Source organism: Streptomyces sp. NPDC034037 (assembly GCF_055575715.1).
Map to the genome: position 1 here is coordinate 19,863 of NZ_JBVISC010000013.1, position 16,211 is coordinate 36,073.

Sequence of the window (16,211 nt, forward strand, 5' to 3'; positions counted from 1 at the left end):
GTGTGTACGTGGGTGCGGGTGCGGGTGCGGGTGCGCGTGCGGGTGCGGGGGTCGGCCGTCGGGTCAGGGGGTCGGGCCCTGTTGGCAGGTCGGGCACCAGTAGGTTGGGCGGCTGCGCGTGCCGTCGCCCTGTTCCGCCACCCGGACCGGGGTGCCGCAGCGCAGGCAGGGTTGACGCGCGCGGCCGTACACGTACAGGCGGCGGCCGGGGCGGTCGTGGCCCGTGGTGGTACGGGAGGGGCGGTGGCGGTTCGCCTCCAAAAGCTTCTTGGAGAGGACGGGGAGACGGGCCGTCAGGTCCTCGGATAGCTCGCCGACGGGGAGCCAGGGAGTGACTCCCAGGAGGAAGCAGAGCTCGCTCTTGTAGACGTTGCCGATGCCGGCGAGATTCCGCTGGTCCAAGAGGGCCTCACCGAGGGCGCGTTCCGGTGTGGCCCGCAGGTTGGTCAGCGCGCGTTCGGGGTCCCAGTCCGGGCCGAGGAGGTCGGGGCCCAGGTGGCCCACGGCCTTGTCCTCGTCGGCGGTGCGGAGCAGTTCTAGGACGGGCAGGCGGTATCCGACGGCGGTGCGCTCGGCGGTGCCGAGGATGGCCCGGATCTGGTGGCCCGGGCCGCCGCGCCAGGGCTCGCCGGGGGCGTAGATCCGCCAGGCGCCGTCCATGCGGAGGTGGGAGTGCAGGGTGAGCCCGCCCTCGATCCGCGTGAGCAGGTGCTTTCCCCTCGGGGTCACGTCCAGGACGGTGCGGCCGGTGAGGTCGACCGTCGCGAGCTTGGGCACGCGCAGATCGGAGCGCGTGAGGGCGTGCCCCGCGAGGGCGCTGTGCAGCCGCCGGGCTGCCTGGTGGACGGTATCTCCTTCGGGCATGGCTCCAGGGTGGCACGGGGTGGGCGGTGCGGGGGTCTGGCTGCCCGGTTGCCTGGTCGGGCGGGGTGGGGATGTGCCAGGCCTGGCTGCTCGGCCGGGTGGGGTAGGGGTACGTCGCCTGGCTGCCCGGTTGACTGGGCAGGCGGGGTGGGGATGTGCAGGTCTGGCTGCTCGGCCTGGCGGGGTAGGGGTACGCGGGTCTGGCTGCTAGGCCGCATGGGCAGGCGGGGTGGGGATGTGCCGGTCTGGCTGCCCCGCCGGGCGGCGTAGAGGTACGCAGGCTTGGCTGCCCGGCCTCGCAGGGTGGGGAGACGCGGGCCTGGCTGCCCCGCCGGGCGGGGTGGAGCGTGCCCGGCGCCACCCCGAGCAGCACGACCAAGCCCGGTGGAAGGCGCCGTCAGGCCCGCAGTCGTAGACCCCGGGGTGTGGCCAGGAAGCCGGCTCCTTCCAGGAGGGGGGCGAAGGGGGAGGTCAGGGCGGCGGCGCCGTTGACCCGCTCCACGGTGACCGTGCCGAGGGAGCCCGCTCGGGCGGCAGCGGCCAGGGCGCCGGCGGCCGCGGGCAGCCGGGGGTCCTCCGCGGCCGGCTCCCCGGGGGAGGCGGGCCAGGCCAGCAGGGTCTTGCCGCCGCGCTCCATGTACAGCGTCAGTTCGCCGTCGACCAGGACGACGAGGGAGCCCGCCTTACGGCCCGGCTTGTGGCTCGCGCCGGTCGGCGGCTCGGGCCAGGGCAGCGCCGCGCCGTACGCGTTGGCGGGGTCGGCGGCGGCGAGGACGACGGCGGCCTGCGCGTCGGAGGAGCGCGCGCCCTCCGTGCGCTCCCGGGAGTTCGCCGTGGCCCGCAGGCGGTCCACCGCGCCGTCCATCGCGAACTGGGCCGCGCCGAGCCCTTCCACGACGTAGCCCCGCCGGGCCTGGCCGCTGTCCTCGAAGGCCGACAGGACGCGGTACGTCGCCGAGAAGCCGCCCTCCACGCCCTCGGCCGCCACCGCGCCCCGCGTGACCACGCCGTGCCGGTCCAGGAGCGAGCGGGCCAGGGCATGCGCGCGCAGCGTCGGGTCGGGCTCGCGCGGCGGGAGCAGCGACCAGCGGCCCGCCACGGTCGGCGGGCCGGTGCGGGAGGCGGTGCGCGCGGCGGCGGTCAGCGTGCCGTAGCGCCCGCGCGGGATGCCTCGTCTGGCCCGGTGGGCGGTGGCGCCCGCGGTGCGGCCCGAGCCCAGGAGCGAGCGCATCGGGGCGAGCGTGTCGTTGGTGAGCCGCCCCGACCAGGCCAGGTCCCAGAGGGCGTCGGCCAGTTGCGGGTCGGAGGACTCGGGGTGGGTGGTGGCGCGGACCTGGTCGGCGATCTGCCGGAAGAAGAGGCCGTACCCCCCGGAGAGGGTGTCCAGGACGGACTGGTGCAGCGCGGTGAGTTCCAGGGGGTGCGGGGGAGGCAGGAGCAGGGGCGCGGTGTCGGCGAGGTAGAGGGAGACCCAGCCGTCCTTTCCGGGCAGGGACCCGGCGCCGGCCCAGACCACTTCCCCGGCCGCGGTCAGTTCGTCGAGCATGGCCGGGGTGTAGCCGGAGACGCGTGCGGGCAGGACGAGCTTTTCGAGCGCGGACGCTGGGACCGTGGCCCCCTGCAACTGCTCGATGGCCCGCGCGAGGCCGTCGACGCCGCGCAGGCCGTGGCCGTTCAAGTGCTGCCACTGCGGAAGGAACTGGGCGAGTGCCGAGGGAGGCACCGGCTCCAGCTCATGGCGCAGGGCCGCCAGGGAGCGGCGGCGCAGGCGGCGCAGGACCGCGGCGTCACACCACTCCTGGCCGATGCCCGCGGGGTGGAACTCTCCCTGGACGACCCGGCCGTTCGCCGCGAGGCGTTGCAGCGCGCCGTCGGTGACCGCCGCTCCGAGACCGAAGCGCGCGGCGGCCGTGGCGGACGTGAACGGGCCGTGTGTGCGGGCGAAGCGGGCCAGGAGGTCGCCGAGGGGGTCCTTGACCGGCTCGGTGAACGCCTCGGGTACGCCCACGGGCAGGGCGGTGCCGAGGGCGTCGCGCAGGCGGCCCGCGTCCTCGATCGCCGCCCAGTGGTCGGCCCCGGCGATCCGCACGCGGATGGCGCGGCGCGCTGACGCCAGCTCGGCGGCCCACTCGGGCTCCGCGCCGCGCTCGGCCAGCTCGGCCTCCGTGAGCGGTCCGAGCAGCCGCAGCAGGTCGGCCACGCCTTCGCGGTCCTTGACCCGGCGGTCCCCCGTGCGCCATTGCAGCTCCTGCTCCAGCTCGGCCAGGACGTCCGCGTCGAGCAGCTCGCGCAGCTCGGCCTGGCCCAGCAGTTCGGCGAGCAGGTGGGAGTCCAGGGAGAGGGCCGCCGCGCGCCGCTCGGCCAGCGGGGAGTCACCCTCGTACAGGAACTGGGCGACGTACCCGAAAAGGAGGGAGCGGGCGAAGGGGGAGGGCTCGGGGGTCGTGACCTCGACGAGGCGCACGCTGCGGGACTCGATGTCACCCATCAGCTCGGTGAGGCCCGGCACGTCGAAGACGTCTTGGAGGCATTCCCTGACGGCCTCCAGGACGATGGGGAACGAACCGAACTCGCTCGCCACTTCGAGCAGTTGCGCGGCCCGCTGACGCTGCTGCCACAACGGGGTGCGCTTGCCGGGGCTGCGGCGCGGCAGCAGCAGGGCGCGGGCGGCGCACTCCCGGAAGCGGGAGGCGAACAGGGCCGAGCCGCCCACCTGGTCGGTGACGATCTGGTTGACCTCGCCCTTGTCGAAGGCGACGTCACCGGCCCCGATGGGCGCCTTCTCCGCGTCGTACTCGACGGCGGGCTCGGCGGGGTTCTGGTCGAGCAGGTCCAGGCCCATCAGGTCGGCGTCCGGCAGGCGCAGCACGATGCCGTCGTCGGCGTGCATGACCTGCGCGTCCATGCCGTACCGCTCGGTCAGGCGCGCGCCCAGGGCGAGCGCCCACGGGGCGTGCACCTGGGCCCCGAAGGGGGAGTGCACGACGACCCGCCAGTCCCCCAGCTCGTCGCGGAACCGCTCGACCACGATCGTGCGGTCGTCCGGGATGTGCCCGCAGGCCTCGCGCTGCTCCGCGAGGTACGTCAACACGTTGTCGGCGGCCCAGGAGTCGAGGCCCGCGGCGAGCAGCCGCTCGCGCGCGGCCCCCGGTGACAGGGCGCCGACCTCCCTGAGGAAGGCGCCGAGCGCGCGGCCCAGTTCGAGCGGGCGGCCCAGCTGGTCGCCCTTCCAGAAGGGCAGGCGGCCCGGGACGCCGGGGGCGGGGGAGACGAGCACACGGTCACGGGTGATGTCCTCGATGCGCCAGGAGCTGGTGCCGAGCGTGAAGACGTCACCGATCCGCGACTCGTAGACCATCTCCTCGTCCAGCTCGCCGACGCGGCCGCCGCCCTTCTTGGGGTCGGCGCCGGCGAGGAAGACCCCGAAGAGGCCGCGGTCGGGGATCGTGCCTCCGGAGGTGACCGCCAGCCGCTGGGCGCCCGGCCGTCCGGTGATCGTGCCCGCCACGCGGTCCCAGACCACGCGGGGACGCAGCTCGGCGAAGGCGTCGGAGGGATAGCGGCCCGCGAGCATGTCCAGGACGGCCGTGAACGCGGACTCCGGGAGCGAGGCGAAGGAGGCGGCCCTGCGGACCACCGTGAGGAGGTCGTCGACCTGCCAGGTGTCGAGCGCGACCATCGCCACCAGCTGCTGCGCCAGCACATCCAGCGGGTTGGCCGGAACGCGCAGCGACTCGATGGCACCGGTCCGCATCCGCTCCGTGACCACGGCGGCCTGGACGAGGTCTCCCCGGTACTTCGGGAAGACGACGCCGGTCGAGACCGCGCCCACCTGATGGCCCGCGCGGCCCACGCGCTGCAACCCGGAGGCGACGGACGGCGGCGACTCGACCTGCACGACCAGGTCGACCGCTCCCATGTCGATGCCCAGCTCCAGGCTGGACGTGGCGACCACGGCCGGCAGCCTGCCCGCCTTCAGGTCCTCCTCGACCTGCGCGCGCTGCTCCTTGGAGACCGAGCCGTGGTGGGCGCGGGCCAGGATGGGCGGGGCGCCCTTGGCGGCGCCGGACTCGGCCATCAGCTCGGCGGGCGAGTGGTCCTCGGGGAGGGCCTCGCCGGTCGCCCGCTCGTACGCGATCTCGTTGAGGCGGTTGCACAGGCGCTCCGCCAGGCGGCGGGAGTTGGCGAAGACGATTGTCGAGCGGTGTGCCTGGACCAGGTCGGTGATGCGCTCCTCGACGTGCGGCCAGATGGAGGGGCGCTCGGCCGCCGCACCCGTGCCGTCCCCGGAGTCGGCGACCGGGGAGCCGCCCAGCTCCCCCAGGTCCTCGACGGGGACGACCACCGAGAGGTCGAACTTCTTGCCGGACGGCGGCTGGACGATCTCCACCTTGCGCTTGGGGGAGAGATAGCGCGCCACCTCGTCCACCGGCCGCACGGTCGCCGACAGGCCGATGCGGCGCGCGGGCTTGGGCAGCAGCTCGTCGAGCCGCTCCAGGGACAGCGCGAGATGGGCGCCGCGCTTGGTGCCCGCGACGGCGTGCACCTCGTCGAGGATCACCGTCTCGATGCCGGTGAGCGCCTCCCTGGTGGCCGAGGTGAGCATCAGGAAGAGCGACTCGGGGGTCGTGATCAGGATGTCCGGCGGGCGGGTGGACAGGGCGCGCCGCTCGGCGGCGGGGGTGTCGCCCGAACGGATGCCCACGCGCACCTCGGGCTCGGGCATGCCCAGGCGCACGGCCTCCTGACGGATGCCGGTGAGCGGGCTGCGCAGATTGCGCTCCACGTCGACGGCGAGGGCCTTCAGCGGTGAGACGTACAGCACCCGGCAGCGCTTCTTCGGGTCCGCCGGCGGCGGGGTCGAGGCGAGCTGGTCGAGTGCGGCCAGGAACGCGGCCAGCGTCTTGCCGGAGCCGGTCGGCGCGACGACCAGCACGTCGGAACCCTCGGCGATCGCCCGCCAGGCGCCGGCCTGGGCGGAGGTGGGCGCGGAAAAGGCCCCCGTGAACCAGCCGCGGGTCGCGGGGGAGAACTCGTCGAGGGCGCCGTGGGCACCGGACGCGGAGCTGACCATGCCCCCATCGTGCACCCCGCCACTGACAACGGCGTCGACCTGCGCAAACGGTGTCGCGGGCGGGTTGCGGAATGGATCCGGAGGGGGTGGCGCCCGCGCGGCGATCACGGGGGTCCCGCTTCCCGGCACGGTGCGCAAGTCGCTCCTCAGCCGATGGACCGCCCGTGGGCCCGTAGCGTGCGCAGCGCCTCGATGGTCACGATCGGCCGGGATTCCAGGGCCGTGGTCGGCGCCCACTGCCGCCACCGGACGGGCCAGCCGCCGTCCTCCTGCTGTTCCCGCGCCAGGAAGTCCAGCGAGCGCTCCATCTCGGTGTCGGTGAACCAGGCGCGGGCGAGCGACTCGGGGACCCTCGCGAAGTCGTGCGCGAAGTGGTGCTCGCCGGGCGCGTACCCCGGCGACACGGGGTACGCGGCCAGGTCGTCGGGGTCCAGCGCGGCCAGCCGCTGCTCGCGCACGAGGCGGCCGAGGCGGTCGGCGGCGGCCTCGGCGCGCGGGCGGTCGGGTGCGCCGTCGAGGAAGGCGACGGCTGCCTGCACCTCGTACGGGTGTGACTTCTCCAGCGCTTCGACGGCGGCCCAGCAGAAGTCGGTGGCCCGGAAGAGCCAGGCGTGCCACACCTCGTTGCGGTGCAGCAACCCGACCACGGGACCGGTGGAGAGCAGCTCGCCGGGAGGATCGTCCACGACAGGCGCGAACGGCGCCGAAGGGTAGCCGCGCTGGCTGGGATGGATCGCGGGAAGAGCACCCTCCGACGTCGAAAGGGACGTCAGGCAGCGGCAGACGCGCTCCACCCGCTGCCCGCCGCAGCGCCGGATCGAGTCCAGGACCCGGAGCGCGTGTCCGGTGTGCAGCGGCTGGCTCACGGGGCCGCGCAGATCGGGTTCGAGTCCGTAGCCGTACCCCCCGTCCTCGGTGGCGTACGCGGCGAGGGCACTCTCCACGGCGTCCGCGGCCCGGTCGCCGCCGTCGTGGAAGTGGTACGTGAACCGCCGCTGCTCCAGGACACGCGCGGTGAGCCAGACGAAGCGCTCGGCGCGGGCGAGCGGCGAGGAGGCCGCCGCGGGGGAGGGCCCGGTGTCGGGGGAGGCCCCTGTGCCGAGGGACGGCACGGGGTCCAGGGACGGCACGCGGTCAAGGGAGGGCACGGGGTCGGGGGATGCTCCGGTTTCGGCCATGTCCCGACCGTAGGGCGGAATGGGCCCTCGCCGAGCCCCCTGCGCGGGGCTGCACTCTCAGGGGCGCGATACTGGAGGCATGCGGTTGACGGTCTTCTGGCAGCGGATGGCGGCCCACTTCGGAGCGGGGTACGCCGACTCCTTCGCGCGCGATCACGTGATGGCGGAACTGGGCGGCCGGACGGTCCATGAGGCGCTGGACGCCGGCTGGGAGGCCAAGGACGTCTGGCGTGCGGTCTGCGCGGCCATGGACGTACCGCCCGAAAAACGCTGACCCCAGGCGGCTCACCGAAGCGTCGGCCACGGAGGGCACGGCTGCCGCCGGGTGACGCCACGCGCGCGTGAGTACTCCTCGGGGGGTGCGCGGGCCGTCACAAGACACAGGGGCGGCGACCGATTGGCGCCGGAGTGGGCGAGACTGGCCCCGTGGCACCCACAGACGAGACCGCGCAGGTCACCCAGGACACCGCCCCGCCCGGCACGAGGCCGCCCGCTCAGCCCCCCTCCGGGGCACAGGCGGGGAGCGGCGCCCGCATGCCGCGGTGGCTGCCGCGCGCCATGGTGTTCGCCCTCGCCCTCATCGCATGCTTCCAGCTGGGCAGTTGGGCCTTCCACCAGCTGACCGGACTGCTGATCAACGTTCTGATCGCGTTCTTCCTGGCGCTGGCCGTCGAGCCGGCGGTGAGCTGGATGGCCGCGCGGGGCCTGCGCAGGGGCTTCGCCACGTTCATCGTCTTCATGAGCGTCGTGATCGCGGGCGCGGGCTTCGTGACGCTGATGGGCTCGATGCTCGCGGGCCAGATCGTGGACATGGTCGAGGACTTCCCCGACTACCTGGACAAGGTCATCAGCTGGATCAACCAGACGTTCCACACTGAGCTGTCGCGCGTCGAGGTGCAGGACAGCCTGGTCCACTCCGACTGGCTGCAGAAGTACGTCCAGAACAGCGCCAGCGGCGTCCTGGACGTCTCCGCGCAGGTTCTCGGCGGCCTCTTCCAGCTCCTGACGATCCTGCTGTTCTCGTTCTACTTCGCGGCCGACGGGCCGCGGCTGCGGCGCGCCCTGTGCTCGGTGCTGCCGCCGGCCAAGCAGGCCGAAGTGCTGCGCGCCTGGGAGATCGCGGTCGACAAGACGGGCGGCTACCTCTACTCCCGCGGCCTGATGGCCCTGATCTCCGGGATCGCCCACTACATCCTGCTCCAGGCGCTCGACGTCCCCTACGCGCCCGTGCTCGCCGTGTGGGTGGGCCTGGTCTCCCAGTTCATCCCCACGATCGGCACGTATCTGGCGGGCGCCCTGCCGATGCTGATCTCCTTCACGGTCGAACCCTGGTACGCGCTCTGGGTGCTGATCTTCGTGGTGATCTACCAGCAGTTCGAGAACTACGTGCTCCAGCCCAAGCTCACCGCCAAGAGCGTGGACATCCACCCCGCGGTCGCCTTCGGCTCGGTCATCGCGGGGACGGCGCTCCTCGGCGCGGTCGGCGCGCTCATCGCCATCCCCGCCGTCGCGACCCTGCAGGCCTTCCTTGGGGCGTACGTGAAGAGGTACGACGTCACGGACGACCCCAGGGTGCACGGCCACCGGCGCCGGGTCGGGCCACCCCTCCTCGCGCGCGTGCGGCGCGCCTTGCGCGGGCCGAACGACCCGGGGGCGGCGGCGGAGTCCGAGACCCGTCCGGAACCGGGCGGGCGACCGTAGGTCCCGCGGCCTGCGCGGGGTCTCGAAGGAGCCACCGGTGACGGGAGGAACCACTGCTCACAGGGGCAGCAGGCGGACCTCGGCGTCGTCGAGGCGGGCTGCGGGGAACGTGGCCCACCAGTGGTGATGTCGGCCGTAGACCCGTCTGCCCCTCCCGCGGGCAGCGGACCTGCTCCGGCCGCCACGAGTGCGACCACACGCCGTAGGCCGGCCTGGACGGTCAGCGGCTCACGTTCCAGCAGCAGCTGGTGGCTGAGGGTGGCCCGGTTGAGTTCGTCCCCGGTGATCACCACAGCGCTGGATTCTGCCCGGCGCACCTCGCCCGGGCCAGGGGTCGGGCTGCCTCGCGGCCCCGCACGAGTGCACCCGCCGCTGGGGCGGCGAGCCCCGCTTGACACTGAAATCGAACATCCATTCTCATGGGGTGTCCGGCGGCGATTTTCCGGGGGTGCGAGGGGGATCCCTGGCACGCTCCGGAGGATTTCGGTGAGGGATGGCCTCGAGTTATCCACAGGCTGGACGGGCGTCGAGGCGGATTGTCAGTGGCAGGCGTTAGCGTCTTTGACGTGAAGCGATCGACACAAGCAAATCGGGTGGAACCCATGGCAGGAACCGACCGCGAGAAGGCGCTCGACGCCGCGCTCGCACAGATTGAACGGCAATTCGGCAAGGGCGCAGTGATGCGCATGGGCGAGCGGCCGAACGAGCCCATCGAGGTCATCCCCACGGGATCGACCGCGCTCGACGTCGCGCTCGGCGTCGGCGGCATCCCGCGCGGCCGTGTGGTGGAGGTGTACGGACCGGAGTCCTCCGGTAAGACGACCCTCACGCTGCACGCGGTGGCGAACGCGCAGAAGGCCGGCGGCTCGGTGGCGTTCATCGACGCGGAGCACGCCCTCGACCCCGAGTACGCGAAGAAGCTCGGCGTCGACATCGACAACCTCATCCTGTCCCAGCCGGACAACGGCGAGCAGGCTCTCGAGATCGTCGACATGCTGGTCCGCTCCGGCGCCCTCGACCTCATCGTCATCGACTCCGTCGCCGCGCTGGTGCCGCGCGCGGAGATCGAGGGCGAGATGGGCGACTCGCACGTGGGTCTGCAGGCCCGTCTGATGAGCCAGGCGCTCCGGAAGATCACCAGCGCGCTCAACCAGTCCAAGACCACCGCGATCTTCATCAACCAGCTCCGCGAGAAGATCGGCGTGATGTTCGGCTCCCCGGAGACCACGACCGGTGGCCGGGCGCTGAAGTTCTACGCCTCGGTGCGCATGGACATCCGCCGTATCGAGACCCTGAAGGACGGCACGGACGCGGTGGGCAACCGCACCCGCGTCAAGGTCGTCAAGAACAAGGTCGCGCCGCCCTTCAAGCAGGCCGAGTTCGACATCCTCTACGGCCAGGGCATCAGCCGCGAGGGCGGTCTGATCGACATGGGCGTGGAGCACGGCTTCGTCCGCAAGGCCGGCGCCTGGTACACGTACGAGGGCGACCAGCTCGGCCAGGGCAAGGAGAACGCCCGCAACTTCCTGAAGGACAACCCCGACCTCGCCAACGAGATCGAGAAGAAGATCAAGGAGAAGCTGGGCGTCGGCGTGCGGCCCGAGGCCCCGGCCGTCGAGCCGGGCGTGGACGCGGCGGCTGTGACCCCGGTCGAGGACGCCGCCAAGACGGTGCCCGCGCCGGCGGCCAAGGCCACCAAGTCCAAGGCCGCGACAGCCAAGAGCTAGCCCGTGACGCGACGAACCGACTGGGCGGACCACACCGCCCCCGAAAGCCGCCCCGGCGCGGCGGGGCGGGGCCACGGGGACGGTGTGGAGCAGGACGGCGCCGGGCGGGGCGCCGACCGTGACTTCCATGAGGGGGACGGCACCGGCTTCTGGGGCGGTGACGCTCACCAGGAGGACGGCACCGGCCGGCGCGGCGGGCGCCGTCGACGCCGTGGCGGCTTCGGTGACCACCAGGACAGCGGCTCCCCTTCCTCGTCGAGGGCCGAGAAGGGGGAGCCGCCCACGGGGGACCCGGCCGAGCGGGCGCGGGCGATCTGTCTGCGCCTGCTCACCGGTACCGCTCGCACCCGCAAGCAGCTCGCCGACGCGCTGCGCAAGCGGGAGATCCCCGACGACGTGGCGGAAGAAGTCCTCTCCCGCTTCGAAGAGGTCGGTCTGATCGACGACAGCGCCTTCGCGGACGCCTGGGTGGAGTCCCGGCACCACGGCCGGGGCCTGGCCCGCCGCGCGCTCGCCAGGGAGCTGCGCACCAAGGGCGTGGAATCCACGCTGATCGACGAGGCCGTGGGACAGCTCGACGCGGAGCAGGAGGAGGCGACCGCGCGCGAGCTCGTCGCCCGCAAGCTTCGTTCCACGCGCGGCCTCGACCGGGACAAGCGGCTGCGTCGCCTTGCGGGCATGCTCGCCCGCAAGGGCTACGGCGAGGGCATGGCGCTCAGAGTGGTCCGGCAGGCCCTGGAGGAAGAGGGCGAGGACACGGAGGACTTGGGGCACGAGACGTTCTGAGCGGGCCGCTCCCACGGGGGTGGAGCGGCAACCGGAACGATCCACGTACCCCGACCAGCGCTCCGCGGGGTGGGGTTAACCCCCCTGCGGAGACGCCGGGCCACCGCAGTGCACAGGAACCTGTGCACAAGCGACTGTGTACGCATGGCACAGGCACCCGGCACCACAGACACGGCGCAGGCCCCCGACACGGCCCCCGGCGCGGACTCCGGCTCGGCCACGGACACGGCCTCCGACCGGGTTCCGATGGCTCCCGCCCCGGCCCGGGTCCCGGCGTCCGCCCCGGCCCCGGCCTCCGCCCCGGCCTCGTCGCCCGTCCCGGGGCGGCCCCCGCCCCCGGAAGAACTGTCCGACCTCCGCGTGCTCAAGGCGCTCGCACAGCCGCGGCGGCAGCAGATGCTGCACCACCTCACCGTGCATGGCCCGGCCACCTCGGCGACGCTCGCCAGGGCCCTCGGCCTCAACACCGGCGCCACCAGCTACCACCTGCGCGAGCTGGCACGCTACGGCTTCGTCGAGGAGACACCGGGCTCCGGGCACGGACGCGAGCGCTGGTGGCGGGCTCTCCCGGGCGACCGCCGCTTTCCGCCGCGGAGCCGGCAGAGCGGCGAGACACGGCTCGTCATGGACGAACTCAACCGCCACTCGTACGCCGCCGACCTCGACCTCTTCGAACAGGCGCAGCGGGACGCGGACACCGAACCGGGCGAGTGGGTCGACGCGTTCCCCTACGCACGCGGCACGATCCGGCTGACTTTCCCCGAACTCCGCGAGTTCTTCGAGGAGTACATCGCGCTGCTCAACCGCTACAAGCGGCCCGACGCCGACACCCCGGACCGCGCCCGCACGGTGCTCACCCGCTTCCTGGCCTTCCCCGCACCCGCGCCCGCACCTGCGCCAGCCGCCGCCGCCGTGCCCGCCGCCTCCCGCGACAACCGAAGAGAGACCGAACCCTCATGATGCTGCGCTACGCCTTGCAGACCGTCAGAGACCGCAAAGGCGGATTTCTGGGCGCCTTTCTCGCGCTGATGTGCGCGGCCGCACTGATCACGGCCTGCGGCACCCTTCTGGAGACCGGCCTGCGCGGCACCATCAAGACCGAGCGCTACGCCGCCGCCCCCGTGCTCGTCTCCGCCGATCAGAACGTCCACCGGACCACGGTCAAGCACAAGAAGGGCAAGACGAAGGTCAAGCACAAGGCGAAACCCCTCGCGGAACGGGCGTGGCTGCCGGCCGCCGCCATCGGGGACAGGATCGAGAAGACCCCGGGAGTCAAAAGGGTCATACCCGAACTGACCTTCCTCGCCCAGCCGTTGGCGCCCGCCGCGGCGAGAGGCGGTGACAGACCCGCGTACGGGCACGCCTGGAGTTCCGCCGCGCTCACCCCCTTCCGTCTCGTCGCGGGCGGCGCCCCGCGGGCGGCCGGTGACCTCGTCATCGACCGTGCTCTCGCCGACCGCGCGGGGCTGACGCCCGGCGACCGGCTCACCGTCCAGTCGACGCGAAGCCCCCGCAGCTACCGCGTGACGGGCATCGCCGCCCCCAAGGACGGCGTCCTCGCCCACCAGACCTCGCTCTTCTTCTCCTCCGCGGAGGCGGAGCGGCTCGCGGCGCACCCCGGCAAGGTCACCGCGTTCGGTGTCGTCCCGGCCAGGGGCACTGACGCCGCCGATCTCAAGGAGTCCCTCCAGCACGCTCTGGACGGCACGACCGCGCGGGTCAACATGGGCGACGACCGCGGCCCCGTCGAATTCCTCGACGCGGCCGGAGCCCGCGTCAAGCTCGTCAGCATGGGCGGTGCCATGGGCGGCACGTCCCTGCTGGTCGCCGTCCTCGTGGTCGTCGGCACCTTCGCCCTCTCCGTCCAGCAGCGCCACCGCGAACTCGCCCTGCTGCGTGCCGTCGCCGCGACGCCGAAGCAGATCCGCAGGCTTCTCGGGCGCGAGGCGCTGCTCATCGGAGCCGTGGCGGGCGTCATCGGATCGCTCGCCGGGCTTCCGCTCGGCGGCTGGCTGTACCTGCGGTTCGTGGAGACGGGGACCGTGCCCGCCACCCTCGAACACACCGTCAGCGTCCTGCCGCCCTTCGCCGCCATCGGCGCGACCCTGCTCGGCGCCTGGGCCGCCGCCCGCGTCGCCGGGCGCCGGATCGTCCGCATCCGGCCCGCCGAAGCCCTCGCCGAGGCCCGCACCGAGCCGGCACGGCCGGCCTGGAGCCGGATCATCGCCGGTCTGCTCCTGCTCGTCGGCGGCACCGTCCTGGTCGTCGTGCTGAGCATGCTGCGCACCGAGGCCGCCTCGACTCCCGTGACCTTCCTTGCCGTCGTCGTCTTCGCCTGCGCCATCGCGCTCCTCGGCCCGTTCGCCGTCCGGGCGGCCGCCGCCCTGCTGCGCGGTCCCCTCCGGCTGACGGGCCCCGCGGGCAAGCTCGCGCACGCCAACCTGCGCGGCAACGCGGCCCGGCTGGCCGCCGCCGTCACCCCGCTCGCCCTCCTCACCGGCATGACCTGCACCGTCCTCTTCATCCAGCCCACCCTGGACACCGCGGCCGGCGCCGAGGCCCGCGAGGGCACCCGCGCGAACTGGGTGCTCGCCGCGCAGGGGCCGGGCATCCCGGCGCAGGCCGCGCGGGAACTTCGTAGGACCGAAGGCGTCGAGGCCGTCACCGAGGTCGTCCGCACCACCGTGCGCGTGGGGCTCGACAAGTACCCGGCCCAGGGCGTCACGCCCGAAGGCCTCCGGAGGACCTGGGATCCCGACGTCACCGCCGGCTCCCTGCAGGGCTTCGGCGAGGGCAGCGCCGCCGTCAGCGAACTGGCCGCCGACCGCCTGGGACTGAAGCCGGGCAGCAGGCTCAAGTTCACGCTCGGAGACGGCACGAAGGCCGAACTGACCGTCCGCGCCGTGTACGCCCGCGGGCTCGGGTTCGGCGATCTGACCATGGCGCACGACCTGGTCGCCCGCCACGTCGACAACCCGCTCGCCATCACGGCCCTCGTCAAGAGCGACCGTACGCGGGAACAACTCGCGGGAGCCGTGCGGAAGTTCCCGGGGATCGACGTGCTGGACCCGGCTGCCGCCGACAGCCTTCGGGCGGAGCGCCGGCAGGCCAACGCCGACGTGAACCTGATCGCCATGGGTCTCGTCCTGGCCTTCACCGCCATCGCGGTCGTCAACACCCTCGCGATGTCGGTGTCCGAGCGCGTCCGCGAGTTCGCGATGCTCCGGCTCGCGGGCGCCACGCGCCGCCAGGTGCTGCGGATGCTGCGCACGGAGGCGCTGGCGGTGCTGCTCATCGGCACGGCCCTCGGCAGCGGGGTGGCCCTCGCCGTCCTGACCGCGTTCAGCGTGGGCATGACGGGCAGTGCGGCGCCGACGGTCACACCGCTGGTGTACCTGTCCGTGATCGCGGTCGCCGGGCTGCTCGCCCTGGTGGCGACCGCGCTGCCCGGCCGCGCCGCCCTGCGGCCGCTCCCGGTCACGGTGGCGACGGCCAAGGAGTAGCGCGCCCCAGGCAGTACGCAGGGGTGGGCGCATCCGGCCGACGAGGGCCGGGTGCGCCCACCCGTCGCGTTCACGGTGTGACCGGGAGACCCGACGCTCGCCACGCCTGGAAGCCGCCGATCAGATCGGTCGCGTGCCGCAGCCCCAGCTGCCGCAACGATGCCGCCGCGAGGCTCGACGCGTACCCCTCGTTGCAGATCACGACGGCTCGCAGGTCGTGGCCGGTGGCCTCCGGAGCGCGGTGGGAGCCCTGGGGGTCGAGGCGCCACTCCAGTTCGTTGCGTTCGACGACCAGCGCCCCGGGGATCAGCCCGTCCCGTTCCCGCAGGGCCGCGTACCTGATGTCGACGAGCAGACCACCGTCCTCGGAGAGCGCGTACGCCTCCTGGGGGGTGACCCGGTCGAGGTCGCGCCGTACGCGCTCCAGCAACGCGTCGATGCCGAGCGGCTGTTCGCTCACTGCCAGTCCTCCGGGCGCTCCACGGACTCCAGGCGGAGCACTTCGCCGGTGCGGCTGTAGCGGCGGATCCGGGGCAGGGGCGGGTAGTACGCGTGTACGGAGATGGCGTGCTCGGTGGTCGACTCGTTGAGCACCTCGTGTACGTGGTTGCGGCCGAAGGCACGGCCCTGACCGCGCGCCAGTTCTCGTTCCCGGTCGACGTCCTCGGAGAGCTCCAGGGTCTTCCAGCCGTCGGTGGGCAGACGTACGGCCAGGGAGTTCTCCTTGAGCGTGCCGGCCGCGGTGAGGAACGCGCCGACCGACTCCGCGTGATCGTGCCAGCCGGTGCCGCTGCCCGGCGGCCAGCCGATCAGCCAGGCCTCGCTGCCGCCCGGCCCCGCGAGGCGCACCCAGGTGCGGCCCTCGGGGTCCAGCGGCAGGGAGGCGATGAGCCGGGCGTCGGCCGCGCTGCGGCGTACGAAGTCGAGGAGTTCGGCGGCGGTGGGAGCCGTCGGGCGCGCGGGCGTGCGCGAGGGAGTGATGGCGGAAACAGACACGGGTACCGTCCAGGAAGTTCGCTGAAGAGCGCGCGAGCAGGCCGCGGGAAGGCGCTCAGCGCGCGGATGACAGACGCGGCATCAGCAGGACGGGAGACACACGCAGCCCGCGTAGCGGACGAGGTCCATGTGGACCCTCCGCCACAGGCGCACATCGGTGTCGGTCACGATCCGGAGTAGACCATGGAGGTGGGAGGCGGTCAACTGCTGCTCAGCATGCGGTCGCCAGGGTCCCGGCGATCGGTCACCGCCCCGCCCGCAACCACACCGGCCGCCTCGCCCGCAACGACGCCGGCCGCCCGCCCGCGACGACGCCGGGTGCCCCGCCCGCAACCACACCGGCCCCCCGCCCGCAACGACGCCAGGCGCCTCGCCCGCAACG

Annotated in this window: 12 protein-coding genes; 6 read left to right on the forward strand and 6 right to left on the reverse strand. The window is 73.4% G+C overall.

The genetic code is table 11. The features are described 5' to 3' along the window. Window positions 1-63: 63 nt before the first annotated feature. The 3 genes from ACZ516_RS31890 to ACZ516_RS31900 all read right to left on the reverse strand — a co-directional run bounded on the left by ACZ516_RS31890 (window position 64) and on the right by ACZ516_RS31900 (window position 7,116). On the reverse strand, window positions 64-864 hold the full coding sequence (locus tag ACZ516_RS31890; RefSeq protein ID WP_358581997.1) for an Fpg/Nei family DNA glycosylase: 801 nt from the start codon (window positions 862-864) through the stop codon (window positions 64-66). A gap of 397 nt (window positions 865-1,261) precedes the next feature. Continuing rightward, window positions 1,262-5,938 (reverse strand): ATP-dependent helicase, encoded by a 4,677-nt coding sequence (locus ACZ516_RS31895; RefSeq protein ID WP_469013071.1) that lies wholly within the window; start codon window positions 5,936-5,938, stop codon window positions 1,262-1,264. 146 nt (window positions 5,939-6,084) lie between these two features. Continuing rightward, a complete protein-coding gene (locus ACZ516_RS31900) occupies window positions 6,085-7,116 on the reverse strand; it encodes a hypothetical protein (RefSeq protein WP_469013074.1) in 1,032 nt (343 codons plus the stop codon). Between the two features lie 79 nt (window positions 7,117-7,195). Here ACZ516_RS31900 and ACZ516_RS31905 point away from each other — a divergent pair, with 79 nt between their 5' ends. From ACZ516_RS31905 to ACZ516_RS31930, 6 genes are all read left to right on the forward strand, one after another. After that, window positions 7,196-7,390 (forward strand): DUF3046 domain-containing protein, encoded by a 195-nt coding sequence (locus ACZ516_RS31905; RefSeq protein WP_358582006.1) that lies wholly within the window; start codon window positions 7,196-7,198, stop codon window positions 7,388-7,390. 152 nt (window positions 7,391-7,542) lie between these two features. Next, the gene (locus ACZ516_RS31910) at window positions 7,543-8,817 is read left to right on the forward strand and encodes an AI-2E family transporter (RefSeq protein ID WP_469013076.1); all 1,275 of its coding nucleotides are present in this window, start codon (window positions 7,543-7,545) and stop codon (window positions 8,815-8,817) included. A gap of 602 nt (window positions 8,818-9,419) precedes the next feature. Continuing rightward, window positions 9,420-10,544, forward strand: coding sequence for a recombinase RecA (gene recA, locus ACZ516_RS31915; RefSeq protein ID WP_361088106.1), 1,125 nt, complete (start codon window positions 9,420-9,422; stop codon window positions 10,542-10,544). Window positions 10,545-10,547: 3 nt separating this feature from the next. After that, complete coding sequence (gene recX / locus ACZ516_RS31920; protein ID WP_469013077.1) at window positions 10,548-11,330, forward strand: recombination regulator RecX; 783 nt, start codon at window positions 10,548-10,550, stop codon at window positions 11,328-11,330. Between the two features lie 144 nt (window positions 11,331-11,474). Continuing rightward, a complete protein-coding gene (locus tag ACZ516_RS31925) occupies window positions 11,475-12,290 on the forward strand; it encodes a helix-turn-helix domain-containing protein (RefSeq protein WP_469013079.1) in 816 nt (271 codons plus the stop codon). Continuing rightward, complete coding sequence (locus tag ACZ516_RS31930; RefSeq protein ID WP_469013081.1) at window positions 12,287-14,833, forward strand: FtsX-like permease family protein; 2,547 nt, start codon at window positions 12,287-12,289, stop codon at window positions 14,831-14,833. The genes ACZ516_RS31925 and ACZ516_RS31930 overlap by 4 nt, the downstream gene beginning before the upstream one ends. Before the next feature lie 70 nt (window positions 14,834-14,903). Here ACZ516_RS31930 and ACZ516_RS31935 read toward each other — a convergent pair whose 3' ends face one another. The 3 genes from ACZ516_RS31935 to ACZ516_RS31945 form a co-directional block, all read right to left on the reverse strand. Continuing rightward, on the reverse strand, window positions 14,904-15,299 hold the full coding sequence (locus ACZ516_RS31935; protein WP_467466755.1) for a rhodanese-like domain-containing protein: 396 nt from the start codon (window positions 15,297-15,299) through the stop codon (window positions 14,904-14,906). Further along, on the reverse strand, window positions 15,290-15,829 hold the full coding sequence (locus ACZ516_RS31940) for a cupin domain-containing protein (RefSeq protein ID WP_358582018.1): 540 nt from the start codon (window positions 15,827-15,829) through the stop codon (window positions 15,290-15,292). Before ACZ516_RS31940 ends, ACZ516_RS31935 begins: the two co-directional genes overlap by 10 nt. Before the next feature lie 81 nt (window positions 15,830-15,910). Beyond that, entirely contained in the window at window positions 15,911-16,168 is a 258-nt protein-coding gene (locus tag ACZ516_RS31945; RefSeq protein ID WP_469013083.1) for a putative leader peptide, read from the reverse strand. Between the last annotated feature and the right edge of the window lie 43 nt (window positions 16,169-16,211).

What these genes read in the sequence shown, in the direction of transcription:
- recA (WP_361088106.1), top strand. Translation starts at nt 9,420, where the DNA reads ATGGCAGGAACCGACCGCGAGAAGGCGCTCGACGCCGCGCTCGCACAG.
- ACZ516_RS31900 (WP_469013074.1), bottom strand. Translation starts at nt 7,116, where the DNA reads ATGGCCGAAACCGGAGCATCCCCCGACCCCGTGCCCTCCCTTGACCGC.
- ACZ516_RS31925 (WP_469013079.1), top strand. Translation starts at nt 11,475, where the DNA reads ATGGCACAGGCACCCGGCACCACAGACACGGCGCAGGCCCCCGACACG.
- ACZ516_RS31905 (WP_358582006.1), top strand. Translation starts at nt 7,196, where the DNA reads ATGCGGTTGACGGTCTTCTGGCAGCGGATGGCGGCCCACTTCGGAGCG.
- ACZ516_RS31930 (WP_469013081.1), top strand. Translation starts at nt 12,287, where the DNA reads ATGATGCTGCGCTACGCCTTGCAGACCGTCAGAGACCGCAAAGGCGGA.
- ACZ516_RS31895 (WP_469013071.1), bottom strand. Translation starts at nt 5,938, where the DNA reads ATGGTCAGCTCCGCGTCCGGTGCCCACGGCGCCCTCGACGAGTTCTCC.
- ACZ516_RS31890 (WP_358581997.1), bottom strand. Translation starts at nt 864, where the DNA reads ATGCCCGAAGGAGATACCGTCCACCAGGCAGCCCGGCGGCTGCACAGC.